The organism is Thermanaerothrix sp. (assembly GCA_026417795.1).
Classification (GTDB): Bacteria; Synergistota; Synergistia; order Synergistales; family Synergistaceae; genus Thermanaerovibrio.
This window is the reverse complement of sequence record JAOACP010000009.1, coordinates 18,390-34,408: the sequence shown is the minus strand read 5'-3', so window position 1 is coordinate 34,408 and position 16,019 is coordinate 18,390. Positions and strand designations below refer to the sequence as shown.

The 16,019-nt window shown below is 60.0% G+C and carries 14 protein-coding genes; all 14 read left to right on the top strand.

The features are described 5' to 3' along the window. Positions 1-69: 69 nt before the first annotated feature. The 14 genes from N2315_03085 to N2315_03020 all read left to right on the top strand — a co-directional run bounded on the left by N2315_03085 (position 70) and on the right by N2315_03020 (position 16,008). Complete coding sequence (locus tag N2315_03085; protein MCX7828174.1) at positions 70-2,535, top strand: homocysteine S-methyltransferase family protein; 2,466 nt, start codon at positions 70-72, stop codon at positions 2,533-2,535. Next, positions 2,526-3,410 carry a methylenetetrahydrofolate reductase gene (locus N2315_03080; GenBank protein ID MCX7828173.1) on the top strand — a complete coding sequence of 295 codons (885 nt, stop codon included), beginning with the start codon at positions 2,526-2,528 and terminating at the stop codon, positions 3,408-3,410. The genes N2315_03085 and N2315_03080 overlap by 10 nt, the downstream gene beginning before the upstream one ends. 273 nt (positions 3,411-3,683) lie before the next feature. Continuing rightward, positions 3,684-4,436, top strand: a complete 753-nt coding sequence (locus tag N2315_03075) for an IclR family transcriptional regulator (GenBank protein MCX7828172.1) — start codon at positions 3,684-3,686, stop codon at positions 4,434-4,436. Between the two features lie 87 nt (positions 4,437-4,523). Beyond that, positions 4,524-5,708 carry a M20 family metallopeptidase gene (locus tag N2315_03070; GenBank protein MCX7828171.1) on the top strand — a complete coding sequence of 395 codons (1,185 nt, stop codon included), beginning with the start codon at positions 4,524-4,526 and terminating at the stop codon, positions 5,706-5,708. Beyond that, positions 5,698-6,981, top strand: coding sequence for an amidohydrolase (locus tag N2315_03065; protein ID MCX7828170.1), 1,284 nt, complete (start codon positions 5,698-5,700; stop codon positions 6,979-6,981). The genes N2315_03070 and N2315_03065 overlap by 11 nt, the downstream gene beginning before the upstream one ends. Before the next feature lie 157 nt (positions 6,982-7,138). Further along, a complete protein-coding gene (locus tag N2315_03060) occupies positions 7,139-8,716 on the top strand; it encodes an AbgT family transporter (GenBank protein MCX7828169.1) in 1,578 nt (525 codons plus the stop codon). A gap of 519 nt (positions 8,717-9,235) precedes the next feature. After that, the gene (locus N2315_03055; GenBank protein ID MCX7828168.1) at positions 9,236-9,535 is read left to right on the top strand and encodes an iron-only hydrogenase system regulator; all 300 of its coding nucleotides are present in this window, start codon (positions 9,236-9,238) and stop codon (positions 9,533-9,535) included. A 5-nt stretch (positions 9,536-9,540) separates the two neighbouring features. Then, the gene (gene hydE / locus N2315_03050; GenBank protein ID MCX7828167.1) at positions 9,541-10,623 is read left to right on the top strand and encodes a [FeFe] hydrogenase H-cluster radical SAM maturase HydE; all 1,083 of its coding nucleotides are present in this window, start codon (positions 9,541-9,543) and stop codon (positions 10,621-10,623) included. A gap of 87 nt (positions 10,624-10,710) precedes the next feature. Next, entirely contained in the window at positions 10,711-12,138 is a 1,428-nt protein-coding gene (gene hydG / locus N2315_03045) for a [FeFe] hydrogenase H-cluster radical SAM maturase HydG (protein ID MCX7828166.1), read from the top strand. Between the two features lie 11 nt (positions 12,139-12,149). Beyond that, on the top strand, positions 12,150-13,355 hold the full coding sequence (gene hydF, locus N2315_03040; protein MCX7828165.1) for a [FeFe] hydrogenase H-cluster maturation GTPase HydF: 1,206 nt from the start codon (positions 12,150-12,152) through the stop codon (positions 13,353-13,355). A gap of 167 nt (positions 13,356-13,522) precedes the next feature. After that, positions 13,523-14,329: a formate/nitrite transporter family protein gene (locus N2315_03035; protein ID MCX7828164.1), complete on the top strand. Its 807-nt coding sequence runs from the start codon at positions 13,523-13,525 to the stop codon at positions 14,327-14,329. After that, positions 14,322-14,951 carry a molybdenum cofactor guanylyltransferase gene (locus N2315_03030; protein MCX7828163.1) on the top strand — a complete coding sequence of 210 codons (630 nt, stop codon included), beginning with the start codon at positions 14,322-14,324 and terminating at the stop codon, positions 14,949-14,951. The genes N2315_03035 and N2315_03030 overlap by 8 nt, the downstream gene beginning before the upstream one ends. A 138-nt stretch (positions 14,952-15,089) precedes the next feature. Beyond that, complete coding sequence (locus N2315_03025) at positions 15,090-15,611, top strand: NAD(P)H-dependent oxidoreductase subunit E (GenBank protein ID MCX7828162.1); 522 nt, start codon at positions 15,090-15,092, stop codon at positions 15,609-15,611. Further along, the gene (locus tag N2315_03020; protein MCX7828161.1) at positions 15,604-16,008 is read left to right on the top strand and encodes a (2Fe-2S) ferredoxin domain-containing protein; all 405 of its coding nucleotides are present in this window, start codon (positions 15,604-15,606) and stop codon (positions 16,006-16,008) included. The genes N2315_03025 and N2315_03020 overlap by 8 nt, the downstream gene beginning before the upstream one ends. The last annotated feature ends 11 nt before the right edge of the window (positions 16,009-16,019 follow it).

Below are 16,019 nucleotides of genomic sequence, written 5' to 3'. Positions count from 1 at the left end.
TTTAAAAACCATGGCCCCGGAGGAGGCAAGATGAACCGGGGCGGTTATACGGAAGGGAGTGTGGTCTTGTTGGATCAAGGGCGTGTGCGGGAGTTCTTCCGGAGTTTGAGGTCCCCGTTGGTGCTGGACGGGGGCATGGGGACCCAGTTGGCGGAGAGGGGATGGCATCCCCCGATGCTTCCGGAGGAGATGTGCCTTCACATGCCTAAGGCGGTTCTGGATGTCCACAGGAGCTACGTGGACGCCGGGGCCGCCGTGATAGAGACCAACAGCTTCGGCGGTTCCCTTAGGAAGCTCTCCATGAAGGGTTTGGGGGGCATGGCGGAGGAGCTGGCCCTAAGGGCGGCGGAGCTGGCCCGGCAGGCGGGGGGGGGCCTGGTGGCGGGGTCCGTGGGCCCCTGCGGGGAGATGCTGATGCCCTTGGGGGAGCTGGACTTTGAAGAGGCCGTAAGGTCCTTCGAGCCCCAGGTGCGGGGGCTTGTGAAGGGCGGCGTGGATCTCATCCTGATCGAGACCATGCTGGACATCAAGGAGGCAAAGGCGGCGGTGGAGGCGGTGAAGCGGGTCCGGGAGGACATGCCCTTCGTGGTGAGCTTCACCTTCGACCGGGACGGAAGGACCGTCACCGGCACCTCCCCGGAGGCAGCGGCGGTTTGGGCTCAAGCGGTTGGGGCCGTAGGGGTTGGGGCCAACTGCGGCCTTGGGCCCGAGGGATACGTGGAGGTGGTGCGGCGCCTTGCGGAGGCGTCGGGGCTTCCGGTGTGGGTTTACCCCAACGCGGGGGTGCCCTCCGCTGGTGACTACCTTGGGCCGTCGGAGTTCGCCGCCCGCTGCGCTGGGCTTTTGGACGCCGGGGCGGCGGTGGTAGGGGGCTGCTGCGGCACCACCCCGGAGCACATAAGGGCCTTAAGGGGACTTACGGAGGGAAGGACGTTGAGTCCCAGGCCCGATGCCGCCGTCCTTCGGTTGTGCGGCAGGAGCAAGGTCTTTTGCTTCGGCCCGGGCCTTCCCCTTGGGGTGATAGGGGAGAGGATAAACGTGTCTCGGAAGTCCCCCATAAGGGAGCAGGTGGCGGCCTACCGCTACGGGGCGGTGAAGGACGAGGCCAGGGCCCAGACCCTTGCTGGAGCGGCGGTCATAGACGTGAACGTGGGGCTGCCGGAGGTGGACCAGGTAAGGGCCATGAGGGAGGCGGTTTGGGCGGTGGAGGGTGTGTCGCACCTTCCCCTTTCGCTGGACAGCGACGACCTCAAGGTCCTGGAGGCGGGGCTTAGGGAGGCGGCGGGGGTGCCGCTCATAAACTCCGTGGCCGCCAAGGATGAGCAGATGAGGCTTGGGATGCGGCTTGCCCTCAGGTACGGGGCGGCCTTGGCGGTGCTGCTCATAGACCAGAGGGGGATACTGGAGGACGGACTTGAGCGGGCCCGGATAGCGGAGAGGGTCTTTGAGGCGGCCCTTGAGGAGGGGCTTCCGCCGAGCCGGATAGTTTTTGATCCGCTTACGCTCACGCTGGGGGCCTCCATCCGCAACGGTCAGGAGACCTTGCGGGCGGTGCGGGAGGTGGGGGCCCTTGGGGGGCTTACGTCCCTTGGGATAAGCAACGTGTCCCACGGGCTTCCTGCCAGGGGGCTTTTGAACCGATCGTTCCTGGCCATGGCCATGGGGTCGGGTTTGGACATGGTGATATGCAACCCCCTGGACCGGGAGCTGATGGGGGTGGTCAAGGCCTGCGACGCCCTGAGGGGAAGGGACGAAGGGCTTTCGATCTACACCGCCTTCGCCCCTTCCTGGACGGAGGTTAAGGCTGGGGGCGCCTGCGCCGAAGTAGACCGCGGGGTCCCGAAGGCTCCCCGCGGAGGGGATTTGGGGCCTTCTTCCGCCCTTTCATCGCTGGCGGAAAAGGTCCTCGAGGGGGACGAGGAGGGGGCTTTGATGGAGGGGCGGCGCCTTATGGCCTCGGAGGGGCCCCTTGGGGTCATCTCCGCTCACCTTGTGCCCGCCCTGGAGGAGGTGGGGCGCCGTTACGAGACCGGGGAGTTCTTCCTGCCCCAGCTCATCCAGTCCGCCCAGGCGGCGTCGGCGGTGTGCGCCCTGGCGGAGGAGGAGATGTCCCGGGAGGGTTCAAGCGCCAGCCGTGGCACGGTGGTGTTGGCCACGGTGGAGGGGGACCTTCACGACCTTGGGAAGAACGTGGTGGCGGCGGTTTTGAAGAGCCACGGCTACCGGGTGGTGGACCTTGGAAAGGACGTTAAGGCGGAGCGGATCATCGAGGCCGCCCAGAGGGAGGGGGCCCATGTGGTGGGTCTGTCGGCCCTCATGACCAGCACGGTGCCCCGGATGAGGGACGTGATAGAGGAGGCCCGGCGGAGGGGTTGCGGCTTTAAGGTGATAGTGGGCGGCGCGGCGGTGAGCCCTTCTTTCGCTAAGTCCATAGGGGCGGACGGGATGTCCTATGACGCCGTGGGGGCGGCGAAGCTGGTGGAGAGGCTCATGAAGGGTCTTGGCTGCGACTGGGAGGGATTGGGATGTTCATAAAGGAGCTGTTTGGGCGCCGTCCGGTGGTTTCCTTCGAGATATTCCCCCCCAGGCGGGAGGTGCCGCTGGAGGAGGTTTACAGGACCCTGGGGGCCATAAGGGACCTTGGGCCGGACTTCGTGAGCGTCACCTACGGGGCCGGAGGGAGCACCCGGGACTCCACGCTGGAGATAGCGTCGACGGTCAAGAATCGTTTCGGCCTTGAGGTGATGGCCCACTGCACCGGTTTGTGCCACGGTCCGGTGGAGGTGGACGAGATGGTGGAGGACCTCATGTATGAGGGGGTGTACAACCTCCTGGCCATGCGGGGGGATCCTCCAAGGGACGGGTCGGTCCCGTCGGAGCCCGCGTTTCTCCACGCGGTGGACCTCATAAGGCACCTTAGGCTCGCCTTTGGGGACGAGGTGTGCATAGCCGCCGCGGCGTACCCGGAGGGGCACGTGGAGGCGGAGGACCTGGAGTCGGACTTAAGGCGCCTTAAGGAGAAGGTGGACGCTGGGGTGGACTTTTTGGTGACCCAGCTCTTCTTCGACAACGAGCTTTTTTACCGTTTCCTTGAGAAGGCCCGGGGGATTGGGATAGATGTGCCGGTGTTGGCTGGGGTTTTCCCAGTGCTGAACGGTAAGCAGGTGGAGCGGATAGTTTCGCTGTGCGGTGTGTCCTTCCCGCCCAAGTTCACCCGGATGGTGGCCCGTTACGCCGATGATCCCGCGGCCCTTGCGGAGGCTGGGGTGGCCTACGCCACGGAGCAGATAGTGGATCTTTTGGCCTTTGGGGTGGATGGGGTCCACATATACACCATGAACCGCCCGGAGACCACCCGGCGGATAATGAACAACATAGGCTTGGTGAGCGGCAGGGGCGGGGGAAGTTAAGGTCCTCTGTCCGGTCTTGAAGGAAGCTCCCGTAGGGGGCGGGGACTGGTATTTAGCATTCGAAGAATGTTTTTTTAAAGGGGAGAGCCGTGGGGAAGATTGGGATCCCTGCCGCTCTCCCCCCTTTGTTTGGTGTTTGGCAAATTTATTTGAATCTATGAATTCGAATCATTGTGATTATTGCGCTTGACATTGTGCGGAACCCTTTGTAGTATCCAGCCATGATTATCCAAAAAAGAAAATATTTTTCCAAAATGGAAAAAGAGGTGCCCCATGAGCCGACTTGAAAGAGGACTTGCGATATTGAATCTGCTTTGTGAGCCACCCTATTTCTTGAGCCTTTCGGATGTATCAAGGGCCATGGGCATGACCAAGAGCGGGGCTTACAAGATATTAGAAGTTTTGGTTAGTGAAGGCTTGGTGACCCATGAGGTTGAATCAGGACTTTATAGGATAGGGCCGGTTGCTTATCGGATGGGCGTGGTGTACTCAAATGAAATGAAGATAAACGATGCCGCTTTGCCGGTGATGCAGAAGCTGGGAGAGTTGACGCAGGAGACGGTTTCTGTGGGGCTTAGGGACGGAGATGCGGCTTTCTTGGCTCTTAGCGTAGAGAGCCCCCACATAGTCCGTTTAAGACATAAGTTGGGTACTCGGATGCCTCCGAACGCCGGGGCAATAGGCAAGCTCCTTTGGGCATACCACCCTGATCCGGCAAGGCGGGACGAGATTTTGAGGGGCATGGATTTGCTTTCGGCGGCGTCGGGGTGTCCTAACCCAATACTTGATTTGGGTGCTCTCCTGGATGAGTACCGAAAGATTGTGAAGCAGGGTTACGCCATGAGCATCAATGAGAGCGTTGAGGACTTCATAGGGATATCGGTGCCCATCCCGGACAAAATCGGCAGGGTATGGGCTTGTCTTTGCGTTGCTGCTCCTATGGTCCGCATGTCTTGTGCCAAGGCCTTGGATCTGCTGCCGGTGCTTAGGGCTGCGGCGGAGGACATATCCGCAAGGCTTGGCTGAGGAGCCATTCTTAAGAAGTTTCCTGGGGGGATCCGTCTTATGCGAAGAGCCATTCGGACGTTGGAGCTTTCAAGGAGGTACGCTTCCTTGATTAAGGATGATAGAGCCAATATTCACCGCCGTCCGGAATTGGGGATGGAAGTGTTTGAAACCGCGTCTTTCGTGGCCAGAAGGCTTGAGGAGCTTGGAGCGGAGGTTCATAGGAACGTTGGAGTTACAGGGGTTGTTGGAATGCTCAGGGGCTATGCAGATGGGCCAGTGGTGGCGTTGAGGGCGGACATGGATGCCTTGCCAATCCAGGAGGACACGGGTCTTCCGTTTTCCTCGGAGGTGCCGGGTGTCATGCATGCCTGTGGTCATGATGTTCACACCGCCGTCCTTCTCGGTGCGGCCCGAATCCTCTCTGCGCTTAGGGAAGAATGGAGGGGTACGGTCAAACTGGTTTTCCAGCCCGCGGAGGAGTGTGCCCCTTCGGGTGGTGCCCTTGCCATGATAGAAGATGGGGTGTTGTCGTCGCCGCAAGTGCAGGCCATGTTGGCCCTTCACGTCTGGCCAGATCTGCCCACTGGATCGGTTGGGCTAAGGGAGGGGCCGATTATGGGGGCCTCCGACCGGGTGGATCTGGTGGTCAGAGGTAGGAGCGCTCATGGTTCCGCCCCGGATCAGGGGGTGGATGCCATAGTAATAGCGGCCCAGGTGATCTCGGCGCTTCAGACGTTGATATCCCGCTCCATAAGCCCTTCTGAGTTGGCGGTGCTGACCTTTGGGGCCATAAACGGCGGTAACCGGTATAACGTCTTAGCAGACCAGGTGCGGCTTGAGGGAACGTTGAGGACCGTCAACCCAGATCTTCAAGAGAAGCTGCCGCATAAGATCAGGGCCATATCCAGCGGAGTGGCGAGCGCTATGGGGGGTAGCTGTGAGGTCCTTTACAGCCGAGGATATCCTCCAACGATCAATGACCCGGGCGTCGTTAGGGTGTTGAGGGGAACTGTTGTGGATTTGCTTGGCAGTGAGGGCTTGGTTTTGGTGGATAGCCCGTCCCTAGGAGGAGAGGACTTCTCCTTTTTTGCCTCCCAGGTACCTTCCTCTTTCCTGTGGCTTGGATGTCGGCCTAAGGATGTGGCCCCGGAAGATTTTCCGCCTCTTCACAATCCCGGTTTCGCTCCAGAAGAGGATTGCATGCCAATAGGTGCGGCTCTGATGGCCCAGGGTGCGATGGACCTTTTAGAGGCCCTGGAATCGGAAGGAGGGTTAACCAGTGGGCGATAGGTGTTTTTTTGAAGAGCTGGTTCAAACCAGGAGAGAGCTTCACCGCCATGCCGAAAGGGGGTGGGAGGAGTTTTGGACCACTGCCTTCATCGCTTCTAGGCTGCAGGGCCTGGGATTTAGGCTGTTGCTGGGGGAGGAGGCCATATGCCCTGGGTCTGCCATGGGGCGTCCCTCTGATGCGGTTCTGCAAAGAGCCCGGGAGAGGGCATTGCGATGGGGAGGGGATCCTTTCTTCATCGACAGGATGGGCTCCTTCACCGGTGTTGTCGGTGTCCTTGAGACCGGGTTGCCGGGACCTGTCGTGGCCTTCCGCTTTGACATGGACGCGGTGGAAGTCCCCGAGAGCAGGGATTCAAACCACAGGCCTTTCAGAGAGGGTTTCGCGGCCCTTGATCCTGAGGTGTCGCATTCGTGTGGCCATGATGGGCATGTGGCCATAGGCCTGACCCTTGCGGGTTGGCTTATTGAGAACAAACAGCGCCTTCGTGGCACCTTCAAGCTGTTATTTCAGCCAGCGGAGGAGGGTGTGAGGGGAGGTAAGGCCATGGCAGACCGGGGGGTTTTGGACGACGTGGACTTCCTTTGGGGGTTCCACATTGGCCTAGGGGTGCCCACCGGTACGGTGTGCGCCAAGTGTGGAGGGTTCCTTTGCACGACAAAGATGGACGTTGAGTTCAAGGGGGTTGCGGCGCACGCCGGAGGTGCCCCTCACGAGGGCAGGAACGCCTTGTTGGCCGCCGCTACCGCCGTGTTGGGTTTGCACGCCATAGCACCCCATGGCGAGGGTGTCAGCAGGGTAAACGTGGGGGTGCTCAATGCGGGTTCGGGACGGAACGTCGTGCCGAGCAGCGCGGAACTTAAGCTGGAGACCAGGGGTAGCTCCAGTGAGATCGATGAATACTTGAGTAGAAGGGCGGAAGAGGTGTTGAAGGGGGCCGCCGCTTCATATGGCGTAGATGTTCTAATTAAACTGGCAGGGGCTGCGACAACTGCTAGGAGCGATGATGAAATGGTTCGCATGGTTGAGGAAGCTGCCTCTTCGGTAGAAGGGGTGAAGGATGTCCGATCGGAGGGGAGCATAGGCGGAAGCGAGGACATCTCCTGGATGATGAACAAGGTTCAGGATAGGGGAGGGAAGGCCTGCTATTTCATCCTTGGGGCCCATACGGCAGCGGGCCATCATAACGGGGGCTTTGACCTTGACGAGGATGCGTTGCCAATAGGGGTATCTGTTTTGCAACGCCTTGTTTCTGCGGTCTCCTCTGCAAGGTAGCCGATGGTTTCTGAGAATTGCAGTTGATTTGTAGCTTGTTGAAGGGAGGTGCCTTTGCTGCGATTTATTGGGTTAGCCGCGTCTGTTTAATGTGGTTGTTTTAATGTGGGATAGCAAGCGTTTAAGCCGATGGAATCAGGAAAGGGAGGGGACCTGCGTGTCATACAGCGCTTCCAGGCCACGGTCTGGTGGAGGAACCCTTGACAAGGCTATCTTGGCCATAGAGAAGGTGGGTAATAAGCTTCCCCACCCCTTCTGGTTGTTCGTGATATTGGCTTTTGCTGTGGTGTTGCTTTCGCACTGGTTGGCCAACCTTGGAACCTCCGTTACCTACATGGCGGCATCTTCGAAGGCTGGGGAGATGCCCAAGGAGGTTACCGTGTCTGTTAAAAACCTGCTCTCTTACGAGGCACTTCGGCCCTTCTTCTCGGACTTCGTCAAGAACTACATATCCTTTCCCCCGCTGGGGTTGATAATCGTCATGATGTTGGGGATAGGGCTTGTTGAGCAGACGGGTTTCATATCGGCGCTCATGAGGAAAACCATTTTAGGTGCTCTGCCCTATATGGTCACCGCGGTGCTGGCTTTGGTGGGGATAAACGCCAACCTGGCATCCGATGCGGGCATAATATTCACTCCCGCCATAGGCGGGGCGGTGTTTAAGGCCATTGGCAGGAACCCCGCGGTGGGGGTGATAGCTGGTTTTGCCGCAGCTTGCGGAGGATTCACCGCTAATTTCTTCATCGCCGGTACGGACGCTTTGTTGGCGGGGATAACCGAATCTGCCGCCAGGGGGATGAACATCGTGGCCCCCACTCACCCGCTCATAAACTGGTTCTTCCTGATGGTGGCCACGATAACGGTAACCATAGCTACCACATTGGTTACAGAGAAGATAATAGTGCCTCTGCTGGGAGACGTTTCCTCCGCAGATTCCTCGGATCTGGAGGGGCATAAGCTTAACGATCAAGAGGCAAGAGGGCTTAGGTGGTCCCTTTGGTGTGGGGTAGCGGCGGTGGCATTGCTCTTGTTATTGACCGTGCCTCAGGGGGCTTTCTTCAGGGCCGATGACGGCTCGCTGCTTCCCAAATCGCCCCTGTTATCCAGCGTAGTTCCCATCTTGTTCTTCCTCTTTTTCGCTTTGGGTATCTCTTACGGTATTGGGGCTGGGAGCATAAAATCCTCATCCGACATCCCAAAGCTCATGCAAAAAGGGCTCCAGGGCAGCTTGAGCTTTCTGGTCGTGGCACTTCCAGCTGCGATGTTCATCCAGCTTTTCAATGATAGCAATTTGACCACGGTGCTCGCGGTTAAAGGTGCGGGTTGGCTCAAGGCTTTGAACCTTGGGGGAATTCCGCTGCTGCTTTTGTTAATACTTCTTTGTTCGGTGCTGAACCTTTTTATCGTTAGCGGATCCGCCAAATGGTTAATATTGGCCCCCATATTTGTGCCCATGTTTTCCATGGTAGGCTTCTCCCCGGCTCTCACTCAGATAGCCTATCGGATAGGAGACTCCAGCACCAACATAATATCTCCGCTTTCCTACTACATCCCGGTTGTGATAGGGCTTTTGGAGCAATACAGGGCGGAGTCGGATCAGCCCATAGGGATAGGTACCGTTATATCCCTGGAACTCCCATATTCAATAGCCTTTCTCATATGTTTCTCAGTACAGCTAATAGTTTGGTATTTCCTGAGACTCCCCCTTGGGCCTGGGGCGGGATTGTTCCTTTAAAAGCTTTGAGGACCGTTGATTGTATCTAGTGCGGTGAATAGACGAATTTAGGTTCGCTTAAACACATTTCTCTCGGTAAACAGTATGCATAGTGGTATGGTTGCCCGTTCGATGGACGAATGTTATCATGTTAACCAACGGGGCTTTGTTCCCCCCATCCAACCCGTTGGGTTCCCGGCGTGGAGGAGCTTAAAGGGGGCCGGCGCTTCCGGCGCCGGGTTTGGGCTTTAACCACAAGGACAAAGATCCGCGGCCTTGGGGTTCTGGCCAAGGATCCCGGCGGCACTGCCCCAGGTTAAAAGAGAAAAAGGCTCTGCCGACCTCAAGGGCGGTATTTTCCGTTCCCGAGGGGGAGGGGTGCTGTGGATGCGGTTAAGGCTTGGGGACTGTGTCCTATGTCCCCGGGTCTTTTTGCCAGGCGCCCTTCTGCCCTTTGGGGAGAAGGGCGCCTGTTCTTATGCCCCGCCCTGATCCCCAGGTTAAGGTGGGGTCCGTAGGTTTGTTCGGGGGTGCGTCGTAATGGGTGATTCGGTTGAGCGCGGGCCTGATGCGAGGCTTGGAGTGGTGGCCATAGTGGTGGAGGACCTTGACATGTCCGACCGGGTGAACTCCGTGCTCCACGAGCATGCTCCAATCATCGTGGGCAGGATGGGGATACCCTATAAGGACAGGGGCATATCGGTCATATCGGTGATAGTGGACGGCACCGTGGATCGGATAAGCGCCATGACCGGCAAGCTGGGGGCCATAAAGGGGGTCTCCGTTAAGGCCGCCTACGCCAAGGCGTCCGGCGCTTCTAGGACGGAAGTTGGGGGGTAGTGGAATTGGACGGCAGGTTGGAGGTGGCGGATCCCGTGAGGATCTCCCCGGGGGAGCTCCGGGAGCTTGTGGACGCCATGGTGGAGGGGTACCTTCCCACCCTGGATCAGATGGAGGCCCTTCTCTTGCTGGATCGGCAAGGGGCGGAGGTGCTCTTCGAGGGGGCGGACAGGCTCAAACGTTCCCTTTTCGGCGATGAGGTCCACATAAGGGGGATCATAGAGTTCTCAAACCACTGTTCCGGCCGGTGCCTTTACTGCGGCCTTCGGGGGGACAACCGGGGGCTTGAGAGGTACCGGATGGATGAGGACGAGATAGTGTCCTGCGCCCTGGAGGCCGTCGACGCGGGGTACATGAGCCTGGTGCTCCAGTCCGGGGAGGACGGGGCGTACACCCGGGAGGCCTTGGGAAGGGTGATAGAAAGGATAAAGTCCGTCAAGGACGTGGCCATAACCTTGAGCATCGGGGAGAGGTCCTATGAGGACTACCGGTATTTGAAGGAGGCCGGGGCGGACCGGTTCCTCATGAAGCACGAGACCTGCGATGAGGGCCTTTACGACCGGCTGCACCCCCATTCGTCCTTCCGGCGCCGCATGGAGTGCCTTGGGCAGCTCAAGGAGCTGGGCTATCAGGTGGGAAGCGGCTTCATGGTGGGGCTGCCGGGGCAGAGCCTGAGGTCCATAGCCTTGGACGTGCTCTTGTTGAGGAAGCTGGACGTGGACATGGCGGGCATAGGCCCCTTCATATCCCATCCCGCCACGCCCCTAGGCGGGGCCGCCAACGGGGATCCCTTCCTGGTGCTCAAGACCGTGGCACTGGCTAGGCTTGTGTGCCGCCGGCCCCATCTTCCCGCCACCACCGCCCTTGGGGTGTTGGACCGCCGGGGCAGGGACATGGCCTTCTTCTCCGGGGCCAACGTGGTGATGCAGAAGCTGGAGCCCCATAGGTACAGGAGGATGTACGAGATATACCCCAAGCCCCACGGGGAGGAGCTCAGCATAGCGGAGGAGCGAAGGCGCCTTGAGGCCTTAATAGAAGGGCTTGGGCTTAGGGTGTCCAGGGGTCGGGGAGACGCTGTAAGGGGCTGAGGGATTTAAATTTAAAGCGTTTTGAATCCGGGCCGCCGGGTGGGCTTTTGAGTCTGCGGCGGGTCCTTACATGGGAGGCGAACTTACATGGGTGTGATGAGCGCCAGGGCGGCGGAGAGGGCGGATTTCATAGACCATCGGGAGGTCCTAGGCACGGTGGAGCGGGGGGCTCTATTGGCCCAGGACCGGGGGTTTGTGGAGCAGGCCCTTGCCAAGGCGGGGCAGGCGAAGGGGCTTGAGCCCCTTGAGGCGGCGGCCCTTTTGCAGGTCAAGGATCCGCAGATGCTTGAGCGGATGTTCCAGATGGCCCGGGAGATCAAGGAGCGCATATACGGCCGCCGGATAGTGCTTTTCGCCCCCCTTTACGTGAGCAACTACTGCGTTAACCAGTGCGCCTACTGTGGGTATAAGTGCTCCAACAAGGGCTTCGAGAGGCGCCGGCTCACCATGGAGGAGCTGGAGGAGGAGATAAGGATTCTGGAGGGCCTGGGGCACAAGAGGCTGGCCCTGGAGGCCGGGGAGGACCCGGTGAACTGCCCTCTGGACTACATATTGGAGTGCATAGAGAAGATATACTCCCTTAAGTTCGAGAACGGCAGCATAAGGCGGGTGAACGTAAACATCGCCGCCACAACCGTGGAGGACTACCGGCGGCTCAAGGCGGCTGGCATAGGCACCTACGTGCTGTTCCAGGAGACCTATCACCGCCCCACCTACGAGGCGTTGCATCCCTCAGGTCCCAAGAGCTCCTACGACTACCACACCACCGCCATGGACCGGGCCATGGAGGCGGGCATAGACGACGTGGGCCTTGGGGTCCTGTACGGCCTTTACGACCACGTGTACGACACCGTGGCCATGCTGTTCCATGCCCGGCACCTGGAGGAGCGTTTCGGGGTGGGGCCTCACACCATATCGGTGCCCAGGCTGCGGAAGGCCCACGGGGTTGATCTGTCGACCTTCAGACCCGTGGAGGACGAGGATTTCAAGAAGGTGGTGGCGGTGATAAGGCTTTCTGTCCCTTACACCGGGATGATCCTGTCCACCCGGGAGGAGGCGGACTTCAGGGATCAGGTGATAGCCCTTGGCATATCCCAGATAAGCGCCGGTTCCTGCACCGGGGTTGGGGGGTATGCGGAGCACTACGTCAACCGTCCGGCGGATGAGAAGCCCCAGTTCGAGGTGGGGGACCACCGTTCCCCCATGGAGATAATAAAGAGCCTCATGAGGAGCGGCTACATCCCGAGCTACTGCACCGCCTGCTACAGGGAGGGGCGCACTGGGGATCGGTTCATGAGCCTTGCCAAGTCGGGGCAGATCGGCAACGTGTGCCAGCCCAACGGGCTTTTGACCCTTAAGGAGTTCCTTTTGGACTACGGGGATGATGAGGCCCGGGCCCTTGGCGAGGGGTTGATAGAGCGGGAGCTTGAGTCCATCCCCAATCCCAAGGCCCGACAGGCCGCCAGGGCCATGCTGGACCGCATAGGATCCGGCGAGAGGGATCTTAGGTTCTAGGAGGGGTTTTCGTGCTGGACACGCCTAAGGCCAACAGGCTTCACATAGCCATATTCGGCAGGAGGAACGCCGGCAAGTCGAGCCTCATAAACGCCCTCACGGGCCAGGACGCGGCCCTGGTCTCTCCCATGCCCGGTACCACCACGGACCCGGTGTTCAAGGCCATGGAGCTGCTTCCAATAGGGCCGGTGGTGTTCATAGACACCGCGGGCATCGACGACGACGGAGAGCTGGGGGAGCTTCGGGTGGAGCGGACCATGCGGGTCATGGACAGGACCGACCTGGCGCTCCTGGTGGTCTCGCACCCCGTGGAAGACCTTTCAATGGAGAGGGAGTGGCTGGAGGGTCTTAAGGGCCGGGGCATCCCGGTGGTGGGGGTATGCAACAAGGTTGACCTCGGGGGTGTGGATCCGGAAGCCCTTGAGGGGGAGCTTGGGATAAGGTTCGTGCCGGTGAGCGCCAGGACCGGAATGGGGATCGAGAGCCTCAAGGAGGCCATTCAGGAGGCGGTGCCGGAGGGATGGGAGCGGGACACCATCGTGGGGGACCTGCTTTATCCTGGGCAGACGGTGCTGATGGTGGCGCCACAGGACATTCAGGCTCCCAAGGGAAGGCTGATACTGCCCCAGGTGCAGGTGATGCGGGACGTGTTGGACAACCGCTGCGTGGGGATGATGGTGACCGCCGATGAGCTGGAGGCGGCGCTGGCCCTTTTCGCCGGGGCGGGCTCCGCTCCGGACCTGGTGATAACCGATTCCCAGGTGTTTCATTACGTAAAGGATAAGATAGGGGGGGAGGTCCCCCTTACGTCCTTCTCCATCCTGATGGCCCGTTACAAGGGGGACCTTGGGACCTTGGTGGAGGGGGCCAGGCGGGTTGCGGAGCTCAAGGACGGGGACCGGGTTCTTATCGCCGAGGCGTGCACCCACCATCCGCTTAAGGGGGACATAGGCAGGGAGAAGCTCCCCCGGATAATCCGGGAGATGAGCGGCGCGGAGCCCACCTTTGAGGTGGCGGCGGGGAACGACTTCCCAAGGGATCTTTCCGGTTACTCCCTGGTGGTGCACTGCGGGGGGTGCATGCTGAACCGCAAGCACATGATGAGCCGCATCATGAGGGCCCGTTCCCAGGGGGTTCCCATGACCAACTACGGCGTCCTGCTGGCCTTGAAGAGCGGGATATTGGACCGGGCGGTGGGCATGCTGCTTCATGCCTGAGGCCTCTGGGCTTTGGAATTGGCCGGGGCGGGGGTAGGGGTTTTGCCCTGATGGTTTCAAGGGCATAGGCCCCGATCCCTGCCCCGGTTTTATTTCTTTCTAATTGCAATATTCCATAATTATTGTATAAACAAAGGGTAGGCCAACAGGTTGGGGAGGTGGTTTGGTTGTCCGGCCCTTTGGATATGGGACGGAAGCTGTGCGACGTGTCGGTGGGTAAGTGTGGAGCCCCGGTGGATAGGACGTTGGTGATGGGTTTTCTAGGTGGGGCTTACATAGCCCTTGCGGGTTTCTTCTACACGGTGGTGACCCAGGACGGCTACGGATTTGTTGGGGTGGGGCTTACCCGGTTTGTGGGGGGTCTTGCGTTTTCATTGGGGTTGTTGTTGGTGCTGGCGGCGGGGGCGGAGCTTTTCACCGGTAACTGTCTTATGCCCATGCCCCTTCTGGCGGGAAGGCTTCCGCTGGGTGGTATGTTAAGGAACTGGTGTTTGGTGTACCTTGGCAACCTGCTGGGGGCGGTGGGGGTGGCTTTTTTGATACGGCTTTCGGGCCTTGATTCTGGGTTGGTTGGGGAGAACGCCTTGAAGGTGGCGGCGGCGAAGATGTCCCTTCCCTTTTCGGAGGCCTTCTTCCGGGGTGTTCTTTGCAACTGGCTTGTGGCGTTGGCGGTGTGGATGTCCTACGGGGCCGATGGCGTGGGGGGCAAGGCCGCGGCGGTGGTTCTGCCGGTGACGGCCTTTGTGGCCTGTGGTTTTGAGCACAGCGTGGCCAACATGTACTTCCTGGCACTTGGGCTGATGGAGGTGGGGAGGACGGCCCCCCACGGGGTGGACCTGTCGGTGGTGAACCTTGGGGGGTATCTTGGGAACCTGGTGCCGGTGACCCTTGGGAACGCGGCGGGGGCTTCGGTCCTGGTGGCCGCCGCGTACTGGAAGGCCCTTGGGGATTCGTTGAGGGTCAGGGATGACTGAGGAGGTTTTAGGGCCCCCCATTCCGGGGGCCCTTTGCGTGCTCTGCGGCGGCTTGGGGTCCCGCATGGGGGGGCCTAAGCACTTGGCGGTCCTTGGGGGGCGCCCCATGTGGGAGCGGGTGGTGCTGAGGCTTCGGGGGCTTTTCCAAGGGGTGGTTATAGGGGCGTCATTTGGTGGAGGGGGTTTTTTCCCGGACCGGCTGGAGGGGACGTGCCTTAAGGTGGCGGAGGATTCCGCCCCGGGTCTTGGGCCGTTGGAGGGGCTCAGGGCGGTTATGTGGGCGTCGTCCTTTGAGTGGGCCTTCGTGGTGGGATGCGACATGCCCTTGGTGTCTCCGTCGGTGGTTCGCCGCATGTGGGGTTTTGCCGATGCCCGCTGGGACGCGGTGCTTCTTCGGCTTGGGGGCTACGTGGAGCCCCTGCACGGGTTCTACCGGAGGAGCTGCTTAGGTCCGGTGGAGGAGGTTTTAAGGCGTGGCGGCAGGGGTATGAAGGATTTCCACCATGCGGTGCGGGTTGTCCTTCTTGAGGTGGGGGAGGTGGGGGGAGAGGAAGCGGTTAGAAGGTCCATCATGGGGGCCAACGACCCCTTGGAGTTGAAGGCCATTGAAAAATTTTTATAGCAAGCGATAAAAATTTTTCTTAGTTGAAAACCAGGACTTGTGATAAATTGCGCTTCCGGGCTGTAGAAATTATAATGTGCACGAGCTTGTGCTCGGATGCATAAAGCATGAGGGCAGCGAAGGAGGCGAGGGCGGAAGATGAGTTGCTGTTGCTGCGACAAGGAGAGTGGGCAGCAGTTTCGGGAGCTTGAGGAGTTCATAGATAAGCTCCCGAGCAAGAAGGGGGAGCTGATAACGGTTCTCCACAAGGCCCAGGAGATCTTCGGTTACCTTCCGGAGGAGGTCCAGGCCTTTGTGGCCCGGAAGTTGGACATCCCCTTGGCGAAGGTCTACGGGGTGGTGACGTTCTACTCTTTCTTCACCATGGAGCCCAAGGGCAAGGTGGCGGTGTCGGTGTGCATGGGCACCGCGTGTTACGTGAGGGGAGCCGAGGAGGTCCTTCACGAGCTGGAGAAGGCCATGGGGGTCAAGGTGGGCAAGGTCTCCGAGGACGGCTACTTCTCCCTGGACACCCTGCGCTGCGTGGGCGCCTGCGGCCTGGCCCCGGTGGTCATAGTGAACGGCAAGGTCTTTGGCCGGGTGACCCCTGCGGACGTGCCCGGGATAGTGGACCAGTACAGGCCTGCGGTCTCTCAGGAGGTGAATACTTGCAATGTCTAACAAGATAAAGTCCCTGGAGGAGCTCCGCAAGATAAAGCAGCAGGTTCAGGAGGGCACGGAGATCCGGGAGAAGGGGCAGAACATCGAGAACATGATAGAGGTCAAGGTCAGCATGGCCACCTGCGGGATAGCCTCCGGCGCCCGGGAGGTCATGGCGGAGATGATAGAGGAGGCCAAGAAGCGGGGCCTTAACAACGTGGTGTTCACCCAGTGCGGGTGCATGGGCTTCTGCCACAGCGAGCCCACCATCATGATAGCCCGTCCCGGCGAGGAGCCGGTCATATACGGCAACGTCAAGGGCACGGACCGCATAAGGGAGATCTTCGATCACGTGATAGAGAAGGGCGAGATGGTGGACGGCTTGATCCCCACCAGCTACCGCACCTCCCACGAGTAAGGGGGCCTCGA

What these genes read in the sequence shown, in the direction of transcription:
- N2315_03030 (MCX7828163.1), top strand. Translation starts at nt 14,322, where the DNA reads ATGACTGAGGAGGTTTTAGGGCCCCCCATTCCGGGGGCCCTTTGCGTG.
- N2315_03055 (MCX7828168.1), top strand. Translation starts at nt 9,236, where the DNA reads ATGGGTGATTCGGTTGAGCGCGGGCCTGATGCGAGGCTTGGAGTGGTG.
- N2315_03025 (MCX7828162.1), top strand. Translation starts at nt 15,090, where the DNA reads ATGAGTTGCTGTTGCTGCGACAAGGAGAGTGGGCAGCAGTTTCGGGAG.
- hydG (MCX7828166.1), top strand. Translation starts at nt 10,711, where the DNA reads ATGGGTGTGATGAGCGCCAGGGCGGCGGAGAGGGCGGATTTCATAGAC.
- N2315_03075 (MCX7828172.1), top strand. Translation starts at nt 3,684, where the DNA reads ATGAGCCGACTTGAAAGAGGACTTGCGATATTGAATCTGCTTTGTGAG.
- N2315_03020 (MCX7828161.1), top strand. Translation starts at nt 15,604, where the DNA reads ATGTCTAACAAGATAAAGTCCCTGGAGGAGCTCCGCAAGATAAAGCAG.
- N2315_03080 (MCX7828173.1), top strand. Translation starts at nt 2,526, where the DNA reads ATGTTCATAAAGGAGCTGTTTGGGCGCCGTCCGGTGGTTTCCTTCGAG.